Annotated in this window: 5 protein-coding genes; 3 read left to right on the forward strand and 2 right to left on the reverse strand. The window is 72.7% G+C overall.

Annotation, left to right across the window (positions count from 1 at the left end; all coding sequences use genetic code 11):
- Positions 1 to 7,140: type I polyketide synthase (locus HW445_RS03715; RefSeq protein ID WP_180219592.1), on the reverse strand; the 7,140-nt coding region annotated here is incomplete at its 3' end.
- On the reverse strand, positions 7,107 to 7,280 hold the full coding sequence (locus tag HW445_RS03720; RefSeq protein WP_164540499.1) for a hypothetical protein: 174 nt from the start codon (positions 7,278 to 7,280) through the stop codon (positions 7,107 to 7,109). The genes HW445_RS03715 and HW445_RS03720, both read right to left, overlap by 34 nt.
- 217 nt (positions 7,281 to 7,497) lie before the next feature.
- Here HW445_RS03720 and HW445_RS03725 point away from each other — a divergent pair, with 217 nt between their 5' ends.
- The 3 genes from HW445_RS03725 to HW445_RS03735 form a co-directional block, all read left to right on the forward strand.
- Entirely contained in the window at positions 7,498 to 8,718 is a 1,221-nt protein-coding gene (locus HW445_RS03725; RefSeq protein WP_180219593.1) for a 3-deoxy-7-phosphoheptulonate synthase, read from the forward strand.
- A 286-nt stretch (positions 8,719 to 9,004) separates the two neighbouring features.
- Positions 9,005 to 19,066: a type I polyketide synthase gene (locus HW445_RS03730; RefSeq protein ID WP_180219594.1), complete on the forward strand. Its 10,062-nt coding sequence runs from the start codon at positions 9,005 to 9,007 to the stop codon at positions 19,064 to 19,066.
- A gap of 72 nt (positions 19,067 to 19,138) precedes the next feature.
- Positions 19,139 to 22,090: type I polyketide synthase (locus HW445_RS03735; RefSeq protein WP_180219595.1), on the forward strand; the 2,952-nt coding region annotated here is incomplete at its 3' end.

A 22,090-nucleotide genomic window follows, 5' to 3' on the forward strand; every position in this document is an offset into this window, starting at 1 on the left:
CGCCTGACGGATGACGCGCTGCTGCGACGGCCCGTTCGGCGCGGTGAGCCCGTTGCTCGCACCGTCCTGGTTGACCGCCGTACTCCGCACGACGGCCAGGACGTCGTGTCCCTTGCGCCGGGCCTCCGACAGCCGCTCCACGAGCAGTACGCCGACGCCCTCGCCCCAGATGGCTCCGTCGGCGGCGTCCGCGAACGCCTTGCACCGGGCGTCCGAGGACATGGCGTCCTGCTTGCCGAAGTCGGCGAAGGTGCCGGGGGTCGCCATCACGTTGACACCGCCGACCAGCGCCATCGTGCATTCGCCGTTGCGCAGCGCCTGGCCGGCGAGGTGGAGGGCGACCAGCGAGGAGGAGCAGGCGGTGTCGACGGTGACGGCCGGGCCCTCCAGACCGAAGGTGTAGGAGATGCGCCCGGAGGCGACGCTGCCGGAGGTACCGCTGGCCACATAGCCCTCGGCACCCGCCGGGACCCTGGCGAGCAGGGACACGTAGTCCTGGGTGTTCACCCCGACGAACACACCGGCCGGGCTGCCCTTGAGGCCGCGCGGGTCGATGCCGGCGTTCTCGAAGGTCTCCCAGGCCGCCTCGAGCAGCAGCCGGTGCTGCGGGTCCATCGCCAGCGCCTCGCGGGGGCTGATCCCGAAGAAGCCGGGATCGAACTCACCGGCGCTCCGCAGGAACCCGCCCTGGATGGCCGGCGGAGCCTGCCACCCGTCCGCCGAGGCGGACGGCAGGAGCAGTTCCCACTGCCGGTCGTGGGGGACGGTGTCGATGGCGTCGCGGCCCTGGAGAACGAGCTGCCAGAGGTCGTCGGGCGAGGTGACGTCGCCGGGGAAGCGGCAGGCCATGCCGACGATGACGATCGGATCGTCGCCGCCGGTGTCCGTGACGGCGGCCGTGGCCGCGGTGACCGTGGCGGTCTGGCCGAGGAGTTCCTCGCGGAGGTGGTCGACGAGGTCCTGCGGGGTGGGGTAATCGAACACGAGGGTGGAGGGCAGCCGCAGGCCGGTGGCCGTGTTGAGGCGGTTGCGGATCTCGACGGCGGTGAGGGAGTCGAAGCCGAGTTCGCGGAACGCGCGGGTGGTGTCGACGGTTTCCGGGGTGGCGTGGCCGAGGACGGCGGCGACGTGGGTGCGGACCAGGTCGAGCAGGGTCCGCTCGGCCGCGTCCGCCGGCAGCGCCGCCAGCTGACGCGCCAGCGAGGGAGCCTCGACCGTCTGGGTGGCGGTCGCCGCGCGACGCGCGGGCGCCTTGACCAGGCCGCGCATCAGCGGAGGAACGCCGATGCGGTCGTTCTCCGCGAAACGCCGGACGGCGGCCAGGTCGAGATGGGCCGCGACCAGGTGGGACTGGGAGGAGCCGCCCGCCGCGTCGAAGGCCGCGAGTCCGAACTCGCTCGCCATCGGCAGGATGCCCGCCCGCGCCATACGGGTCACCTCGGTCTCGCCGAGGTGGGCGGTCATGGTGCTGCGTTCCTCCCACATGCCCCAGGCGATCGCCTGACCGGGCAGGCCCAGGGCCTGCCGGTGACGGGCCAGCTCGTCCAGGTAGGCGTTGGCCGCCGCGTAGTTGCCCTGGCCCGGACCGCCCACCGTCGCCGCGGTGGACGAGTAGAGGACGAATTCGGCGAGGTCGTGGTGGTGGAGGGTGAGTTGGTGGAGGTTCCAGGCGGCGTCGGTCTTCGGGCGCAGGACCCGGTCGACGCGGTCGGCGTCGAGTTCGGCGATGACGCCGTCGTCGAGGACGCCCGCGGTGTGGACGACGCCGGTCAGGGGGTGCTCGGCGGGGATGCGGGCCACGGCCGCGGCGAGGGCGTCGGGGTCGGCGGCGTCGCAGGCGACCAGGTCGACCCGGGTGCCGGCGGCCTCCAGCTCCGCGACGAGCTTGTCCGCGCCCGCGGCGGCGGGGCCGCTGCGGCTGAGGAGCAGCAGACTGCGCACGCCTCGGACGGTCACGAGGTGGCGGGCCAGGAGCCCGCCGAGGGTTCCGGTCGCGCCGGTGACGAGGTAGGTGCCGTCCGCATCCGGTGTGCGGGGCATGGTCAGGACGACCTTGCCGATGTGGCGGGCCTGGCTGACGTGCCGCAGGGCCTGCGGCGCCTGCCGCACGTCCCACGCCCGCAGCGGCGGCAGGGAGAGCGCGCCCTGTGCGAACAGGGCGGTCACCTCCCGCAGCATCTGCTGGATCCGGTCCAGACCGGCGTCCATCAGCTCGAACGGCGCGTAGGAGACACCCGGGTGACGGGTGGCGACGTCGGCGGGATCACGGACGTCGGTCTTGCCCATCTCCAGGAACCGCCCGCCCTCCGCGAGCAGTCCGAGGGAGGCGTCGACGAACTCCCCGGCCAGCGAGTTCAGCACCACGTCCACCCCCCGGCCGCCCGAGGCGGCCCGGAAGGCGTCCGCGAAGTCGGTGCTGCGCGAGGAGGCGATCCGCTCCGCCGGAATGCCCCGCTCACGCAGGACCCGCTGCTTCGCCTCACTCGCCGTCGCGTACACGGTCGCGCCCAGGTGACGGGCCAACTGCACCGTGGCCGTCCCCACACCACCCGTCGCCGCATGGATGAGGACCGTGTCGTTCTCCTGGACACGGGCGAGGTCGACGAGCGCGTAATACGCCGTCAGGTAGACGGACGGAACGGTCGCCGCCTGGGCGTAGGTCCAGTCCGCGGGGATGGGAGTGAGGGCGCGGTGATCGGCGACCGCTTCGTCACCGAACGATCCGGAGACCAGACCCATGACCCGGTCACCGGGCCGCACCCCGGTCGCCCCGGGACCGACCTCCAGGACCACACCCGCGGCCTCGGCGCCCATCGGCACCTCCGGCCCCGGATACATGCCCAGCGCGTTCAGCACGTCACGGAAGTTGACCCCCGCGGCCCGCACGGCCAGCCGCACCTGACCCTCCGCCAGTCCAGCGGCGGAGTCCTCCTCGGGGAGCAGCGCCAGATTCTCCAGCGTCCCCTTCCCGGTACTGCGCAGCGACCACCGGCCGCCGCCCGACGGCACCGTCAGCTCCCCGCCCGCCGCACGCGCCAGACGCGGCACGAACCAGCCGCCCCCACGCACCGCGACCTGCGGCTCGCCCCACGACGCCACCGGCACCAGATCCTCGTCCGGCACCGAACCGTCGGAGTCGACCAGCACGATCCGGCCCGGGTTCTCCGACTGCGCCGACCGCAGCAGACCCCACACCGCACCCAGCGCCAGATCACCGCCGAACGACCCGACCGCCACCGCACCCCGCGTCACCACCAGCAGACGCGCGTCACTCTCCCGCTCCGCCGCCAGCCACTCCTGCAACGACCCCAGCACCCGCACCACCAGCGCACGAGCGCCCTCGGGGGTGCTGTCACCGGCCGGCGCCGGTTCGTTGGGGACGTGCAGGACCTCGAGCTCCTCGTCGGGAGCCGTCGTGGGCGATCCGGTGAGCGGCGTCCAGTCGACGCGGTACAGGGAATCGGCGGCGGAACTGTGCTCCGCCGACGTCAGCCGGTCGGCGTCGACCTGGCGGAAGACCAGCGACCCGACCGTCGCCACGGGTCCACCCGTGACGTCGGCCGCCTCGACGTGCACGGCACGGCCGTCCGGTGCGGTGAGCCGAACCCGCAGGGTCGCCGCACCGGAGGCGAACAGCTCGACGCCCTCCCAGGCGAAGGGCAGCCGCAGGCCGTCGTCGCCCGGGAGGAGGCTGCCCGCGCCCACGGCGTGCAGGGCAGAGTCCAGTAGCGCCGGGTGCAGACCGAACCGGCCCGCCTGCTCCGCCGCCTCGCCCTCGAGACCGACCTCGGCGAACACCTCGCCGTCGGTCCGCCAGACCGCGCGCAGTCCCTGGAACACCGGGCCGTAGCCGTACCCGGTGGTCTCGGCGCCCGCGTAGAAACCGGTCACGTCGACCGGCTCGGCCCCCTCCGGAGGCCAGACCGCGGCCCATTCCGCGGTACGCGGCCGCTCCTCGGCCACGTCGGTCACCACGCCCGACGCGTGTCGCGTCCACGTTTCGGAATCCTCGGCGCGTCCGTACACGGCGACGGGCCGTGCACCGGGGCCCGCGTCGTCCTCGCCTTCCGCGCCCACCACGACGCGGAGCGCGACGGCACCGTTCTCCGGGAGCAGCAGAGGCTGCTCGAGGACGAGTTCCGACAGCGTCCCCGTTCCGGCCTCGTCACCGGCGCGGACCGCCAGTTCGACCAGGGCGGTGCCCGGTACCAGCACCCGCCCTTCCACGGCGTGATCGGCCAGCCAGGGATGCGTGCGGACCGACAGACGGCCGGTCAGCACCACCCCGCCCGGCTCGGGCAGCTCGAGCACCGCGCCGAGCAGCGGGTGCTCGGCGCTCTCCAGGCCCACGGAGGCCACGTCGCCGGTGAAGGCGGCCGGACGCGGCCAGAAGCGCTGCCGCTGGAAGGGATAGGTCGGCAGGTCGGTGAGGTTGGCGCCGGTGCCGGTGAAGACGACGTCCCAGTCCACGTCCAGGCCGAGGACCCACAGCTCGGCGAGGGAGGTGAGGAAGCGGTCGAGGCCGCCTTCGTCGCGGCGGAGGGTGCCGAGGACGGCGGCGTCGGTGCCGGCCTCCTCGACGGTGCCCTGGAGGCCCAGGCCGAGGACCGGGTGCGGGCTGACCTCGATGAAGACGGTGTGACTGTCGGCGAGGGCGGCGCGGGTGGCGTCCTCGAACTCGACGGTGTTGCGGAGGTTGTCGTACCAGTAGCCGCCGTCCATCGCCGTCTCGGTGGCGTCCAGGAGACGTCCGGTCAGGGACGAGTAGAGCGGGGTGTTGCCCTGCTGGGGCGTGATGCCGGTCAGCAGGCGGGCGAGTTCGTCGCGGATGGCTTCGACGTGGGCGGAGTGGGAGGCGTAGTCCACGTCCACCTTGCGGGCCCGGACCCCTGCCGACTCGCACGCGGCGATCAGCTCGTCCAGGGCGTCCACGTCACCCGACACCACGGTCGAGGAGGGACCGTTGACCGCGGCGACCGATATCCGGCCGTCCCACGCGGTGATCGTGTCGCGGACCCAGGAGGCGGGCTGCGCGATCGAGACCATGCCGCCGAGACCGGCCAGCGCCGTGATCGCCCGCGACCGCAGGGCCACGACCTTGGCCGCGTCCTCCAGCGACAGGATCCCCGCCACCGCGGCAGCGGCGATCTCACCCTGCGAGTGACCGATCACCGCCGCGGGCTGCACACCGTACGAACGCCACAGCTCGGCCAGCGACACCATGACGGCCCACAGGACCGGCTGGACCACGTCCACCCGCTCCAGACCCTCACCACTGCGCACCACATCCAGCAGCGACCAGTCGATGTGCGGAGCCAGCGCCGCAGCACACTCCGCCATCCGCGCCGCGAACACCGGCGACGACTCGAGCAGCTCGACCGCCATCCCCACCCACTGCGCCCCCTGACCCGGGAACACGAACACCGGCCTGCCGTGATCGCCGACGGCCCCACGTGCGGCACCGGCGGGGAGGTCGCCCTCCGACAGGGTGAGGAGACGGTCCGCCATCGACGTCACGTCGTCGCCGACCACCACGGCGCGGTGGTCGAAGGCGGTACGGGTGCGCAGCAGCGAGAGGCCGATGTCCGCCGCGGCGGCACCCGGCTCCGCGGTGCGCACGTGCTGGAGGAGTCGGCCGGCCTGGTCGGCGAGCGCGGCTTCGGTCCGCGCGGAGAGGAGCCACGGCAGGGGGCCGACCGGACGACCGGGGGAGCCGGCGGGTCCGGCGGACTCGCCGGGCGTCTCCTCGGAGGGGTCGGTCTCGGGCGCCTCCTCGATGACGGCGTGGGCGTTGGTTCCGCTCATGCCGAACGCGGAGACGCCTGCCCGCCGCGGCCGGCCCGGGCGTTCCCAGGCGCGGGGTGCGGTGAGGAGTTCGACGGCGCCCGAGGCCCAGTCGACGTGCGAGGAGGGCGTGTCCACGTGGAGGGTGCTCGGCATGACGCCGTGACGCATGGCCATGACCATCTTGATGACGCCGGCGACGCCCGCGGCGGCCTGGGTGTGACCGATGTTGGACTTCAGCGAGCCCAGCCACAGCGGCTGGTCCGCGGGGCGGTCCTGGCCGTAGGTGGCGAGCAGGGCCTGCGCCTCGATGGGGTCGCCCAGCTTGGTTCCGGTGCCGTGCGCCTCGACCACGTCCACGTCGGCCGTGGTCAGGCCGGCGTCCGTGAGGGCGGCGCGGATGACCTGCTGCTGGGACGGGCCGTTGGGCACGGTGAGACCGCTGCTCGCCCCGTCCTGGTTGACCGCGGAACCGCGGATGACGGCGAGGATCCGGTGGCCGTTGCGACGCGCGTCGGAGAGCCGCTCGAGCAGGAGCATGCCGACGCCCTCGCCCCAGCCGGTGCCGTCCGCCGCGTCGGCGAACGCCTTGCAGCGGCCGTCGGAGGACATCGCGCCCTGCCGGCTGAACTCCTGGAAGGTGCCCGGCGTGGACATCAGGGCGACGCCTCCGGCCGCGGCCAGGGTGCACTCTCCGTTGCGCAGGGCCCGGGTGGCGAGGTGGAGGGCCACCAGGGAGGACGAGCAGGCGGTGTCCACGGTCACCGCCGGTCCCTCCAGACCGAGGGTGTAGGAGACGCGGCCGGACAGCACGCTCGCCGAACCGCCCACCACCACGTGGCCCTCGACGTTCTCGGCGCTGTTCGGCAGCAGCATCGGGTAGTCCTGGCCGTTCGTGCCGACGAACACGCCGGTGCGGCTGCCGCGCAGCGACCCGGGGGCGATGCCCGAGCGTTCGAACAGTTCCCAGGACGTCTCCAGCACCAGCCGCTGCTGCGGGTCCATCGCCAGGGCCTCACGCGGGGAGATGCCGAAGAACGAGGCGTCGAACTCGGCGGCGTCGTGCAGGAATCCGCCCTGGTCGCTGTGGGACGAGCCCGGACCGTCCTGGCCGACCCGTAGCGCGGACTCCCAGCCGCGGTCACCGGGGAACGCGCCGACGGCGTCCGTGCCGTCGGCCACCAGCCGCCACAGGTCCTCGGGGGAGGCGACCCCGCCGGGGAAGCGGCAGGCCATGCCGACGATCGCGACCGGCTCCCGCGCGGCGGAGTCCGCCTCGCGCAGGCGCTGCTTCGCCTGACGCAGCTCGGCCGTCATCCACTTCAGGTGATCGAGCAGCTTTTCTTCACTTGCCATGGAAACGCCCCGCCCTCGTGGAAGCCGTCGCTCTCTCGTCCGTTCATGGCGATCAGTTCCGTGTCCGGATCGATGCCCATGGACGACGGAAACGGCGGCCGGCAGGCGGCGTCATCGAAAGCACCCATGATCGCCCTCAAGAAAGGAAGCTATGCAGTGGAATTGCCGTCCACAACCCCTAACCGGGTGGCTTCGGTCTACTTACCGGCGCTCTGATCAGGAATTCCACTCCCGTTCCGGTGATTTTCTAGCGGCTTTGTATCAACTGTTTACCGATTGTCTTCCACGGAGCAGGACGATTCGTCGTGCCTGCTGGTCCGGTGCGTGAACTTCCCTTCCACGTGACGAGGGCGCCTGATGCCAAGACTTCTGCAGCCAACCGTTCCCCAGCAGCAACCCGACTGGCCCGATCCAGAGCGGCTCGACGAGGTCCGGCGGACCCTCGAGGCCAGCCTGCCGATCGTCATGCCCCACGAGTGCGATCTGCTCCGGCGCCGGCTCGCGGCGGTCGCCGAGGGCCGCGCCCTGCTCCTGCAAGGAGGTGACTGCGCCGAACGGCTGCACACCTCCCTGGACGACGTCGAGAGGAGGATCGACACCCTGAGCCGGATGGCCTCGCTGCTGTCCGAGTCCTTCCTGCTGCCCGTGGTCGTGGTGGGGCGGCTGGCCGGCCAGTACGCCAAGCCCCGTTCCAGCGCCCACGAGACGCGGGACGGCGTGACACTGCCCTCCTACCGGGGCGACTCCGTCAACGGGCCGGAGTTCACCCCCGAGGCACGCACGGCCGACCCCTACCGGATGCTCCGTGCCCATCAGGCCGCCGCGGCGACCATGAACATGGTCCGCGCGCTCGTCGGCCACCGCGCCGGGTCTCCGGCGGCCCGGCAGGTCCCGGAGGAGATGTTCGTCTCCCACGAGGCCCTGCTCCTCGACCACGAGACGCCGCTGACCCGCGTCGACCCCCGCACCGGCCGTGCCTACGCGGGAACCGGCCACCTGCTGTGGGCCGGTGAGCGCACCCGCGACCCGGACGGGGCGCACATCGCCTTCCTCGCCGGCGTCGCCAACCCGGTCGCCGTCAAGATCGGCCCCACCGCCGAGCCGGACGAACTGCTGGCCCTGATCGAACGCCTCGACCCCGACCAGGAGCCGGGGCGGCTCACCTTCGTCGTCCGCATGGGCGCCCAGGCGGTCCGCGAACGGCTGCCCCTCCTGGTGGAGAAGGTCGCCGCCTCCGGCACCCGCGTCGGCTGGGTCAGCGACCCCATGCACGGCAACACCTACACCGCCCCCACCGGTCACAAGACCCGGGCCTTCGACGACGTCCTCGACGAGATCCGGGGCTTCTTCGAGGTCCACCACGCGCTCGGCACCCACCCGGGCGGGGTCCACCTGGAGATGACCGGGCAGGACGTGACGGAGTGCGTGGGCGCGGGGGTGGTCGGACACGAGGACCTCCCGCGCCGCTACGAGTCCTCCTGCGACCCCCGCCTGAACCGTGCGCAGTCCGTCGAACTGGCCCGTCGCGTCGCCGGCCTCGCCGGCGGCCGGCCCACCGACCCCGGAGCGTGGCGATGACCGCTGCCGCATAGGGGTGTCCCCGCCCCGGAATTCAGGGGTTGAGCGCCGTCGACGTCCTGGAATAGCTTCCGGGAGAGATTCCTGTCGAGGGGAAGACCGAGAAGAACGGGCCCGCTCGAGGCGGACTCGAGTCCCGATCGGTTGCCGTTCGGTATTTTCCTCGCCGGGAAAACGCAGAGCGCCGGAAAACGCTCCGGAGGCCGCGATTCCTGCGCGAACTCGGGAGAATTCCCGGGTCTCTGTGTCGACGCAATGCGCTGGCTGCTGCCCAGGGTGGGGATGAATGGCGAACGAAGAGACGCTCCGGGACTACCTGAAGCTGGTCGCGGCGGACCTGCACCAGACGCGGCAGCGCCTGCGCGAGGTGGAGGCCCGCGACAGCGAACCCATCGCCGTCGTCTCGATGGGCTGCCGGTACCCGGGTGGTGTGCGCACGCCCGAACAGCTCTGGCGACTGGTCGCCGAGGGCACCGACGCGATGTCCGGATTCCCGCGGGACCGCGGCTGGCCCCTCGAGTCGCCGGACGGCACGGACTTCTGCGAGGAAGGCGGCTTCGTCCACGACGCCACCGACTTCGACCCCGCCTTCTTCGGCATCTCGCCGCGCGAGGCACTGGCGATGGACCCGCAGCAGCGGCTGCTGCTGGAGGTCGCCTGGGAGACGCTCGAGGCCGCCGGCATCACCCCCGACTCCCTCGCCGGTACCCGCACCGGGGTCTTCGCGGGCACCACCGGCCAGGACTACGCGCACCTGCTCGCACCCCCTCCTCCGGGCACCGAGGGCTACATCCTCACGGGCACGGCCGCCAGCGTCGTCTCCGGCCGCATCGCCTACACCCTCGGCCTGGAGGGACCCGCCGTCTCCGTCGACACGGCCTGTTCCACCTCCCTGGTGAACATCCACCTGGCCGTGCAGTCCCTGCGCAACGGTGAGTGCTCCCTCGCGCTCGCCGGCGGGGCCACCGTCATGTCGACGCCCAGCGCCTTCGGAGGCTTCAGCGAGCAGGGCGGCCTCGCCGCCGACGCCCGCTGCAAGGCCTTCTCGGCGGCTGCCGACGGCACCGCGTGGAGCGAGGGCGTGGGCATGCTGCTGCTGGAGCGGCTGTCCGACGCCCGCCGCAACGGGCACCAGGTGCTAGCGGTGGTGCGCGGTTCGGCCGTCAACCAGGACGGCGCCAGCAACGGCCTCACCGCGCCCAACGGGCCGTCGCAGCAGCGCGTCATCCTGGACGCCCTCGCCGGTGCCCGCCTCACCGCCGCCGACGTCGACGTGGTCGAGGCGCACGGCACCGGCACCAGGCTCGGTGACCCGATCGAGGCCGAGGCCCTGCTCGCCACCTACGGCCAGGAGCGGCCCGCGGACGGCCGTCCGCTGCGGCTCGGCTCCCTGAAGTCCAACATCGGCCACACCCAGGGCGCCGCCGGAGTCGGCGGCGTCATCAAGATGGTCATGGCGATGCGGCACGGGATGCTCCCGAAGACCCTGCACGCCGACGAGCCCACCCCGCACGTCGACTGGACCGCCGGCGCCGTCGAACTGCTGCGTGAGCCGGTCGCCTGGCCGGCCGCCGACGCGCCGCGCCGGGCCGGCGTCTCCTCCTTCGGCATGAGCGGGACCAACGCGCACGTGATCCTGGAGGAGGCGCCTGCCGAGGAGCTGTCCGAGCCGTCCGCCCAGGCGGAGACACCCTCCGCCCCGACGAGTGCGACGAGTGCGGCGGGTGCGACGAGTGCGGCGGGTGCGGCGGGTGTGGCGGTGCCGTGGGTGCTGTCCGCCAAGTCGGAACAGGCGCTGAAGGCCCAGGCGGAGCGTCTGCTGGCCCATGTCCGGGAGAACCCGGGCGCGCCGGTCGCGGACGTCGGCCACTCCCTGGCGCTGACCCGTACGGCCTTCACCCACCGTGCGGCGGCGGTGGCCTCGGACCTCGACGGTTTCGAGGCCGCACTGTCCGCGCTGGTGGAGGGCCGCCCGACCCCGAGCGTGGTGCGCGGAGCGGCGGTGGGAGGCACCCGTCCGGTGTTCGTGTTCCCGGGTCAGGGTGCGCAGTGGGTGGGGATGGCGGTCGAGCTGCTCGAGTCCTCGCCGGTGTTCGCGGCGCGGATGGCGGAGTGCGCGGCGGCGCTGGCTCCGCACATCGACTGGTCGCTGCTGGATGTGGTCCGCAGTGGTGAGGGTCTGGAGCGGGTGGACGTGGTCCAGCCGGTCCTGTGGGCCGTCATGGTGTCGCTCGCGGAGCTGTGGCGTTCGTACGGCGTGCAGCCCGCGGCCGTGATCGGTCACTCGCAGGGTGAGATCGCCGCTGCCGCGGTGGCGGGGATCCTGTCGTTGGAGGACGCGGCCAAGGTCGTGGCCCTGCGGTCGCGGGCGATCACGGCGCTGGCCGGTCTCGGCGGCATGGTGTCCGTGGCCCATGCGGCCGAGGTCGTGCGCGAGGCGATCGCCGCGTGGGACGGCCGGATATCGGTCGCCGCCGTCAACGGTCCCTCCTCGACCGTGGTGTCGGGTGACACCGATGCCCTCGACGAGTTCCTGGCCCACTGCCAGGGCAATGACCTGCGGGCCCGCAGGGTCGACGTGGACTACGCCTCGCACTCCGCCCACGTCGAGGCCATCCAGGAGGAGCTGGCCTCCCTTCTGGACGGCATCACCCCGCAGCAGGGCAGCATCCCGCTCTACTCTTCCCTGACCGGTCGTCTCCTCGACGGTGGCGAGACGGTGATGGACGGCGGCTACTGGTACGACAACCTGCGCAACACGGTCGAGTTCGAGAACGCGACCCGCGCCGCCCTCGCCGACGGGCACACCGTCCTCGTCGAGGTCAGCCCCCACCCGGTACTGGCTCTCGGCCTCCAGGGCACCGTCGAGGACACCGGCACCGACGCCGCCGTCCTCGGTACCCTCCGCCGCGACGAAGGGGGCGTCGACCGCTTCCTGACCTCCCTCGCCGAGGCCCACTGCCACGGCGTCACCGTCGACTGGACCACCGTCTTCGCCGGCACCGGCGCCCGCCGCACCCCGCTTCCCACCTACGCGTTCCAGAAGCAGCGCTACTGGCCGGACGCCCCGGCCGGTGCCGCCGTAGCAGGGGCCGCGCGGACCGTGGACCCCGACGAGGCGCGCTTCTGGGAGGCCGTCGAGCAGGGCAACGCGGAAGCGTTGGCCGCCGCCCTCGGCGGGGCCGACAGCGAGCCGCTGCACGCGGCCCTGCCCGTCCTCAGCTCCTGGCGGCGCGGCCGCAAGGAGCGTTCGACGATCGACGCCTGGCGCTACCACGTCACCTGGAAGCCCGTGGCCACGTCCGGTGAGGCGCCCGCCGCCCTGACCGGGCGCTGGCTGGTCGTCGTGCCGGACGTTCCGGCCGCCGAGACGTCCGGCCTGGCCGACGTCCTCGTCACCGGACTCGCCCGGCACGGCGCCGAGGCGCAACGGCTCACCTTCGACGCGTTCACCGGACTCGACGACACCGAGGACGTCAACGGCGTCCTCTCCCTGCTCGGACTCGACGAGACCCCGCACCCCGACTTCCCGGCGCTGCCCACCGGGCTCGTCTCCACCGTCGACCTGGTGAAGGCGCTCGTGGCCATGCGGGGTTCCGCCCCGCTGTGGACGCTCACCCGTGGGGCCGTCTCCGTCGGCAGGTCGGACACCCTCACCGCACCCGCGCAGTCCATGGTCTCCGGTTTCGGACGGGTCGTCGGCCTCGAGCACCCGGCGCGCTGGGGCGGGCAGATCGACCTTCCCGCGGTCCTCGACGACCGTGCCCTGGCCAGGGTGTGCGCCGTCCTCGGGGCGGCCGGCGGGGACGAGGGCGAGGACCAGGTGGCCGTCCGGTCCACCGGCGTCCACGCCCGGCGCCTGCTGCGCGCGCCGATGGGAGGGGCCGTCGAGAGCTGGACCCCGCGCGGCACCGTCCTCATCACGGGTGGCACGGGCGCCCTCGGTACCTTCCTTGCCCGCCGCTTCGCGGAGCTGGGGGCCGAGCACCTCGTGCTGACCAGCCGTCGCGGACCGGCCGCGCCGGGCGCCGCCGAACTCCGGGAGGAGCTGACCGCCCAGGGCGTGCGCGTCACCGTCGCCGCCTGCGACGTCGCCGACCGCGCCGCCGTGCAGCTGCTCGTCGACGGGCTGCGGGAGCAGGGGGACACGGTCACCGCGGTGATCCACACGGCCGGCGTCAGCCAGCTCAGCTCCATCGAGGACACCGACCCCGCCACCTTCGCCGACGTGATCACGGCCAAGGTCGCCGGTGCCCGGAACCTGGACGACGTCCTCGGCGACGAGCCGCTCGACGCCTTCGTCGTGTTCTCCTCCATCTCCGGCATCTGGGGCAGTGGCGGCCAGGGCGCCTACGCCGCGGCCAACACCTACCTGGACGCGTTCGCCGCCGCCCGCAGGGCCCGTGGTCGTACCGCGACCGCCCTGTCCTGGGGCGCGTGGGGCGGCGCCGGCATGGCCAAGGGCGAGGCGGAGCAGCTGCTCAGCCGCCGTGGTCTGCCCGTCATGGACCCCGACCTCAACATCAACGCGCTGCGGCAGGCCGTCGCCCGGAACGAGACGGCACTCACCGTCGCCGACGTCCGGTGGGACCGCTTCGTCCCCTCGTTCACCGTCGCGCGCCGCAGTCCGCTGCTCGAGGACCTGCCCGAGGTGCGGGAGATCCTGGACGCCGCCGAGGCCGAGGCGGGCGGCGAGTCCGCCGTCACCTCCGCGCTGCAGCAGAGCCTCGCCGGACTCGCCCCGGCCGAACAGCGCAACCGCGTCCTCGACCTGGTCCGCGGGGAGGCGGCCGCCGTCCTCGGCTACGCCAACGCCGCCGAACTCGACGCGGCACGCCCCTTCCGCGAACTCGGCTTCGACTCCCTCACGGCCGTGGACGTCCGCAACCGGCTCAGCACGCTCAGCGGTCTGCGCCTCCCCACCACCCTGGTCTTCGACTACCCCACCGTCGCCGACCTCGCCGACCACCTCCTCACGCTCGTCCTCGGACAGCCGGCCGACGGGAACACGGCACGGTCCGCGGTGACCGGCCCCGGCGACGGCCTCGCTCCGTCCGACGACGACCCGGTGGTCATCGTCGGGATGAGCTGCCGGTTCCCCGGCGGCGTGAGCTCGCCGGAGGAACTCTGGCGGGTCGTCGCGGAGGGCGTGGACACCGTCGGCGACATCCCCGTCGACCGGACATGGCCGGGCGACGCCCCCGAGGACGACCTGTCCGTCGCCGCCGGCTGGCTCTCCGGAGCCGGCGACTTCGACGCCGCGTTCTTCGGCATCAACCCGCGTGAGGCCCTGGCCATGGACCCGCAGCAGCGTCTGCTGCTGGAGGCGTCCTGGGAGGTCTTCGAACGGGCGGGCATCGACCCCTCGTCGATGAAGGGCAGCCGCACCGGCGTCTACGTCGGCGCCTCCTCCCAGGGCTACGGCAGCGACGTCGTCCAGGCGCCGGAGGGCACCGAGGGTTATCTCATGACCGGCACGGCCACCGCCGTGCTCTCGGGCCGGGTGTCCTACGTGCTGGGCCTGGAGGGTCCGGCGGTGACGGTGGACACGGCATGCTCGTCGTCCCTGGTCGCCCTCCACATGGCCGTCCAGGCGCTGCGCAACGGCGAATGCTCGGCCGCCCTCGTCGGAGGCGTCGCCGTGATGGCCACCGGCACCGTGTTCGCGGAGTTCTCCCGTCAGGGCGGACTGGCCGCGGACGGCCGGGTGAAGGCCTTCTCGGACGAGGCGGACGGCACCGGCTGGGGCGAAGGCGTCGGCGTGCTGCTGGTCGAGCGTCTGTCGGACGCGCGGCGCAACGGCCACCGGGTGCTGGCCGTGGTGCGCGGCTCGGCGATCAACCAGGACGGCGCCAGCAACGGGCTCACGGCGCCGAACGGGCCGTCACAGCAGCGCGTGATCCGCGCCGCCCTGGCCGGGGCCGGTCTGACCGGTGCCGACGTCGACGCCGTCGAGGCCCACGGCACCGGCACGACGCTCGGTGACCCGATCGAGGCCCAGGCACTCCTGGCGACCTACGGGCAGGAACGCCCGGAGGACGGGCGGCCGCTGTGGCTCGGTTCGCTGAAGTCCAACATCGGGCACACGCAGGCCGCGGCGGGTGTCGCGGGCGTGATCAAGATGGTCATGGCGATGCGTCACGGGGTTCTCCCCGCGACGCTGCACGTCGGCGAGCCGTCGTCGAAGGTCGACTGGTCGGCCGGCGCGGTGGAGCTGCTGACGGAGGCGCGGGAGTGGCCGGAGACGGGCGAGCGCCCGCGCCGGGCCGCCGTCTCGTCCTTCGGCGTCAGCGGCACCAACGCCCACACCGTTCTCGAGGCCGCGCCCGTCGACGAGGCGGGTGCCGAGGGCCCTGTGTCCTCCGTGCCCCCGACAGCCCTCGCGTCCTCGGCAGTCGTGCCGTGGGTCCTGTCGGCCCGTAGCGAGGCCGGTCTGCGTGCGCAGGCCGAACGTCTGGCCGACTCGGTGAGCGGGACGACGTCGCCCCTGGACGTGGCGTACTCACTGGCCACCGGCCGTGCCCACCTGGAACACCGGGCGGCGGTCGTCGCCACGGCGCCGGAGGACCTGATCGCGGCACTCGGCGCGGTGGCCGAGGGTCGTTCGGCGGCGGGTGTGGTGTCGGGTGTGGCCGGGGGCGGGCGTTCGGCGTTCCTGTTCTCCGGTCAGGGTTCGCAGCGGGCCGGGATGGGACGTGAGCTGTACGAGGCGTTCCCGGTGTTCGCGGACGCGTTCGACGCCGTCTGCGCGGAGCTGGACCGGCACCTGGACCGGCCGGTGAAGGAGCTGGTCTTCGACCCGGAGTCCGACCTCCTCGACCGCACCGTCTACACCCAGGCCGGTCTGTTCGCGATCGAGGTCGCCCTTTTCCGGCTGGTGGAGCACTGGGGCGTCACGCCCGACTATCTGCTGGGCCACTCGATCGGTGAGTTGGCTGCCGCGCACGTCGCCGGTGTCTGGTCGCTGGAAGATGCGGCTGCTCTGGTGGCTGCGCGTGGCCGGTTGATGCAGGCTCTGCCGGAGGGCGGGGCGATGGTCGCCGTCCAGGCGACCGAGGACGAGGTTCTGCCCCTGCTCACGGACAACGTGTCCATCGCGGCCCTGAACGGGCCCACCTCGGTCGTCATTTCGGGTGACGAGGACGAGGTGCTGGCGATCGCGGGCCGGTTCGAGAAGTCGAAGCGGCTGCGGGTGAGTCACGCGTTCCACTCGCCGCGTATGGAGCCGATGCTGGAGGAGTTCCGGCAGGTCGTGCAGGCGGTGACGTTCCAGGCCCCGCGGATTCCGATCGTCTCCAACCTCACCGGCACCGTCGCCGGTGAGGAGCTGCTGACCGCCGACTACTGGGTCAACCACGTCCGCCAGGCCGTCCGGTTCGCCGACGGCATCCGCCACCTCGACGCCCAAGGCGTGAGCACCTACCTGGAGCTGGGTCCGGGTGGTGTCCTGTCCGCCATGGCCCAGGAGACGGTTGCCGAGGCCGCGTTCGTGCCGGCGTTGCGGAAGAACCGGGCCGAGACCGACGCCGTCGTCACCGCTCTCGCCGAACTGCACACCCACGGCTCCACCGTCGACTGGGCGGCCTACTACGCCGGCACCGACGCCCGACGCGTGGACCTGCCCACCTACGCCTTCCAGCACCAGAGCTACTGGCTTCGCTCCGCCGGTCCTTCGATCGCCGGTCTCGATCTGATGGGCATGGGCCCGGCGGATCACCCGTTCCTCGATGCCTCCGTGGCCGTGGCGGGGTCCGACGGCCTGCTGTTCAGTGGCCGGATCGGTCTCGACACCCACCCGTGGCTCGCGGACCACGCGGTCCTCGGCACGGTGCTGCTTCCGGGTGCCGCGTTCGTCGACCTGGCCGCGCACGTCGCCCTGGCGGCAGGCTGCGACCGGGTCGAAGAACTCACCATCGCCGCCCCCTTGGTGCTCGAGGCCACGGCGTCCGTGGTCCTGCAGCTCTGGGTCGGACCCGCCGACGAGAGCGGGCGGCGCCCTCTGGAGATCCACTCCCGCCCGGCCTCCGACGCCACCGCGCCGTGGAGCCGTCACGCGGGTGGCGTTCTCGCGGTCGACGCGCCGTCCGCCTCCGTGGGCCGGACGATGGCCGAGTGGCCGCCGCGTGGGGCCGAGCAGGTCCCGGTCGACGGGGTCTACGACGCCATGAACGACATCGGTTACGGCTACGGGCCGGTATTCCAGGGCCTGCGGGCCGTGTGGACGGCCGAGGACGAGGTCTTCGCCGAGGTGGCGCTGCCCGAGGACGCATGGGAGGAGGGGAGCCACTTCGGGCTGCACCCGGCTCTGCTGGACTCCGCCCTGCACGCCATCGGAGTCAGCGGAGGATCCCTCGCCGAGGGCGGCCGACTTCCCTTCGCCTGGTCAGGCATCAGCCTGTGCGCGGTGGGCTCGTCCGCTCTGCGGGTCCGGATCACCACCGCCGACAACGGTGAGGTGTCGCTCGATCTCGCCGACAGCGACGGACTGCCGGTCGCCCGGATCGACTCGCTGGTCATGCGCCCCCTGAGCGCGGGGCAACTCGACACCCCCTCCCGGAGCAGCGGTTCCGACTCGGTGTTCGAGATCGAATGGGTCTCGGGCCCGGCCGTCGGACGGGCCGAGGCGCCGACCGTCGTCCCGGAGGTCGTCGAGGTGCCTGCCTCGAGCCTCGACGGCGACGTTCCCGTCGCCGTGCGGGCAGTGGTCGCCGACGTCCTGACCCGGCTGCAGGAATGGCTCGCGTCGAGTGAGCAGGACGGGCGTCTGGTCGTCGTCACGCGTGGCGCGGTGGCCGCGTCCCGGTCCGAGGAGGTGACGGACCTCGTCGCCGCGACGGTGTGGGGCCTGGTGCGCTCCGCGCAGTCCGAGCACCCCGACCGGATCGTCCTGGTCGACACCGACGGGTCGACGGAGGACCTGCTCAAGCTCTCCTCCCTCGGCGAAAGCCAGCTCGCCGTCCGTGCGGGTGAGGTTCTGGTTCCCCGGCTGGTTCGGACCGCCACGTCCGCTGACGCCACCCTGCCGGTCGCCGAAGGAGCGGTACTGGTCACGGGTGCCGGCGGTGCGCTGGGTGGTCTGGTCGCCCGGCACCTCGTCACCACCCATGGCGTGCGTGACCTCGTCCTGGTGTCGCGTCGCTCCTCGACCACGCTGGTGGAGGAGCTGCGGGAGCTGGGTGCCGAGGTGCGGTGGGCGTCGTGTGACGTCACCGACCGCGACGCCCTGGCCGCCCTTATCGGTGAGCTGACCGCGTCCGACGGCCCCGGCCTCGCCGGTGTGGTGCACGCCGCGGGTGTGGTCGATGACGGTGTTCTGGAGTCGCTGACGCCCGAGCGGCTGGCCACCGTGCTGCGGCCCAAGGCGGATGCCGCCTGGCACCTGCACCAGCTGACCGCCGACCTGAACCTCGCCTTCTTCGTCCTCTACTCCTCCGCCGCCGGCACCTTCGGCGGACCCGGCCAGGCCAACTACGCCGCCGCCAACGCCTTCCTCGACGCCCTCGCCACCCACCGCCAGGCCACCGGTCTGCCCGCCACCTCCCTCGCCTGGGGACCCTGGGCCGACAGCGGCATGCTGGGGGAGCTCACCTCGGCGGACATCGCCCGCATGGCGCGGGCGGGCCTCGTTCCGTTGGGCGCCGACCAGGGCCTCGACCTGTTCGACCTGGCCGTGACCGCCTCCGCCGACGAGCGGCCCCACCTGCTGGTCGCCCGTCTCACCCCGAACGAGTCCCAGGTGCGGCCGGACATGCTTCCCCCGCTGCTGCGCCCGTTCTTCCGGGCGGCCCTGCGCAGGCAGGCAGCCAGTGCCCAGCGGCCCGCCGCGGAGTCCGCGGCCGCGCTGACGGAACGTCTCGCCCGGTGCTCCGAGGACGAGGCCCACCGCTTGGTGCTCGACCTCGTCCGGGACGCCATCGCGGCGGTGCTCGGTCACTCCTCCGCGGCATCGGTGGAGGTGAGCCGCGGTTTCCTGGAGATCGGCTTCGACTCCCTGACCGCCGTCGAGTTCCGCAACCGGGTCAACCAGCTGACGGGTCTGAAGCTGGCGGCCACGCTGATCTTCGACCACCCCTCTCCCGAGGCGCTCGCCCGCCACCTGCTGGCGGAACTCGCCCCCGGAGGCAACGTCACCGCCCTGACGCTGCTCAGCGAACTCGACCGGCTCGAGTCCTCGCTCGCGGCCGTGCCCGCGGACGACGACGACCGGTCCCAGGTGACGGAGCGCCTCCGTGGACTGCTCGCCGCCTGGACGGACAGCAGGCCCGACGGCGACGACATCGCCGACCTCGACTCCGCGACCGCGGACGAACTCTTCGATCTTCTCGACGGCGAGCTGGGACTTTCCTGACCCCGTACGGCGGCCCCTTCGCGGGGGCCGCCTTCCGTCGATCCTGCCTCGCCCTTCAAGGAGTGCCACCTCATGCCGAACGAGGAGAAGTACCTCGCCTACCTCAAGCGCGCCACGGCGGATCTCCGCGAGGCGCGCACCAGGCTGCGGGAGTACGAGGACCGGGACCGTGAACCCATCGCCATCGTCGGCATGGCCTGCCGTTACCCCGGAGGGGTCACCTCCCCGGAGGACCTGTGGCGCCTCGTCCAGGCCGGCGGTGACGCGATAGCGGAGTTCCCCGACGACCGGGGATGGGACGTCGAGCACCTGTTCGGCGACGGTGAGGCCGGGACCTCGAACGCTCACGCCGGAGGCTTCCTCGAGGGCGCCACCGTGTTCGACCCGGCCTTCTTCGGCATCTCACCGCGTGAGGCGCTCGCCATGGACCCGCAGCAGCGCCTGCTGCTGGAGGCGTCCTGGGAGGTCTTCGAGCGGGCCGGGATCGACCCGGCCTCGGTGAAGGGCAGCCGCACGGGCGTCTTCGCCGGCTTGATGTACCACGACTACCTGACGCTGATGCAGTCCCTTCCCGAAGGCGTCGAGGGTTACCTCGGCACCGGCACCTCCGGCAGCGTGCTCTCCGGCCGGGTCGCCTACATCCTGGGCCTGGAGGGTCCGGCGGTGACGGTGGACACGGCGTGCTCGTCGTCCCTGGTCGCCCTGCACCTGGCCGTCCAGGCGCTGCGCAACGGCGAGTGCTCGATGGCGCTGGCGGGCGGTGTCACCGTCATGTCGACGCCCGGCACCTTCGTCGACTTCAGCAGGCAGGACGGGCTCTCCTTCGACGGCCGCTGCAAGTCGTTCTCGGACGACGCGGACGGCACCGGCTGGTCCGAGGGCGTGGGCGTGCTGCTGGTGGAGCGTCTGTCGGACGCGCGGCGCAACGGGCACCGGGTGCTGGCGGTGGTGCGGGGCTCGGCGGTCAACCAGGACGGCGCCAGCAGCGGCCTGACGGCGCCGAACGGGCCGTCGCAGCAGCGGGTGATCCGCCAGGCGCTGGCGAACGCCCGTGTTCCGGCCGCCGACGTGGACGTGGTGGAGGCGCACGGCACGGGGACGACGCTGGGTGACCCGATCGAGGCCCAGGCGCTGCTGGCGACGTACGGTCAGGATCGCCCGGAGGACGGGCGGCCGCTGTGGCTGGGGTCGCTGAAGTCCAACATCGGCCACGCCCAGGCGGCGGCGGGTGTCGCCGGGATCATCAAGATGGTCATGGCGATGCGTCACGGTGTGCTGCCCCGGACGCTCCACGTGGAGCGTCCGTCGACCCAGGTGGACTGGTCGGCGGGTGCGGTGGAGCTGCTGACGGAGGCACGGGAGTGGCCGGAGACGGGCGATCGCCCGCGCCGGGCCGCCGTCTCCTCGTTCGGCGTGAGCGGGACCAACGCCCACGTGGTCCTCGAGCAGGCGGTGACCGAGGAAGAGCCGGAGCCTGCCGGTGAGCCCGAGGTCGTCCTCCCCGTGGTGCCGTGGGTGCTGTCGGCGAAGTCGCCGGAGGCGCTGGCGGACCAGGCCGAACGCCTGCTGGTCCGGGTCCAGGAGGACAGGGAGCTCGCACCGCTGGACCTGGCGTCCTCCCTGGCTCTCACCCGCCACCACTTCGAGCGGCGTGCGGCGGTGGTGGGCTCCGGCCGCGATGACCTCGTGCAGGGCCTGGAGGCGATCGCCTCCGGTGCGGTGACGGGCACGGCCGCGCGGGGCGGCGGGCGTTCGGCGTTCCTGTTCTCGGGCCAGGGCTCGCAGCGGGCGGGGATGGGCCGTGAGCTGTACGAGGCGTTCCCGGTGTTCGCGGACGCGTTCGACGCGGTGTGCGCGGAGCTGGGCAAGCATCTGGATCGGCCGGTGAAGGAGCTGGTCTTCGACGCGGAGTCGGACCTGCTGGACAGGACTGTCTACACGCAGGCCGGTCTGTTCGCGGTCGAGGTGGCCCTCTTCCGGCTGATGGAGCACTGGGGTGTCACGGCTGACTACCTCCTCGGCCACTCCATCGGTGAACTCGCCGCTGCGCACGTCGCCGGCGTCTGGTCCCTCGAGGACGCCGCAGCCCTCGTCGCCGCCCGCGGCCGACTGATGCAGGCCCTGCCGGAGGGCGGGGCGATGGTTGCCGTGCAGGCGACCGAGGACGAGGTCCTGCCCCTGCTCACGGACAACGTGTCCATCGCCGCCCTGAACGGGCCCACCTCGGTCGTCATTTCGGGCGACGAGGACGAGGTGCTGGCGATCGCTGCCCGGTTCGAGAAGTCGAAGCGGCTGCGGGTCAGCCACGCCTTCCACTCGCCGCGCATGGAACCCATGCTCGAGGAGTTCCGCACCCTCCTGCAGGCGGTAACGTTCCAGGCCCCGCGGATCCCGGTCGTCTCCAACCTCACCGGCACCGTCGCGGGTGAGGAGCTGCTGACCGCCGACTACTGGGTCAACCACGTCCGTCAGGCCGTCCGGTTCGCCGACGGTATCCGCCACCTGGACGCCCAGGGCGTGAGCACCTATCTGGAGCTGGGTCCGGGTGGGGTCCTGTCCGCCATGGCCCAGGAGACGGCGGCCGAGGCCGCGTTCGTGCCGGCGTTGCGGAAGAACCGCTCCGAGACGGACGCCGTCGTCACCGCTCTCGCCGAACTGCACACCCACGGCACCACCGTCGACTGGGCGGCCTACTACGCCGGCACCAACGCCCAGCAGATCGACCTCCCCACCTACGCCTTCCAGCACCAGCACTACTGGCCGAAGAGGTCGCTGCAGGCGATCGACATCTCCGGCGTCGGAATGAGCGCTGCTGAACACCCACTGCTCGCGGGAGCGGTGGTGCTGGCCGGTGAGGATGTCTCGTTGTTCACGGGTCGGCTGTCGTTGGATTCGTATCCGTGGCTGGCGGATCACGCGGTGTTCGGGACGGTGTTGCTGCCGGGGACCGCGTTCGTGGAACTGGCCCTGCACGCAGGTGAGCGGGTCGGCTGCCCGGTCCTGGACGACCTCACGCTGGAGACG

Source organism: Streptomyces sp. UH6 (genome assembly GCF_013421635.1).
In the GTDB taxonomy this organism is placed as follows: domain Bacteria; phylum Actinomycetota; class Actinomycetes; order Streptomycetales; family Streptomycetaceae; genus Streptomyces; species Streptomyces abyssomicinicus.

Coding starts and splice junctions, on each gene's coding strand:
- HW445_RS03725 (WP_180219593.1), top strand. CDS start 7,498: ATGCCAAGACTTCTGCAGCCAACCGTTCCCCAGCAGCAACCCGACTGG.
- HW445_RS03730 (WP_180219594.1), top strand. CDS start 9,005: ATGGCGAACGAAGAGACGCTCCGGGACTACCTGAAGCTGGTCGCGGCG.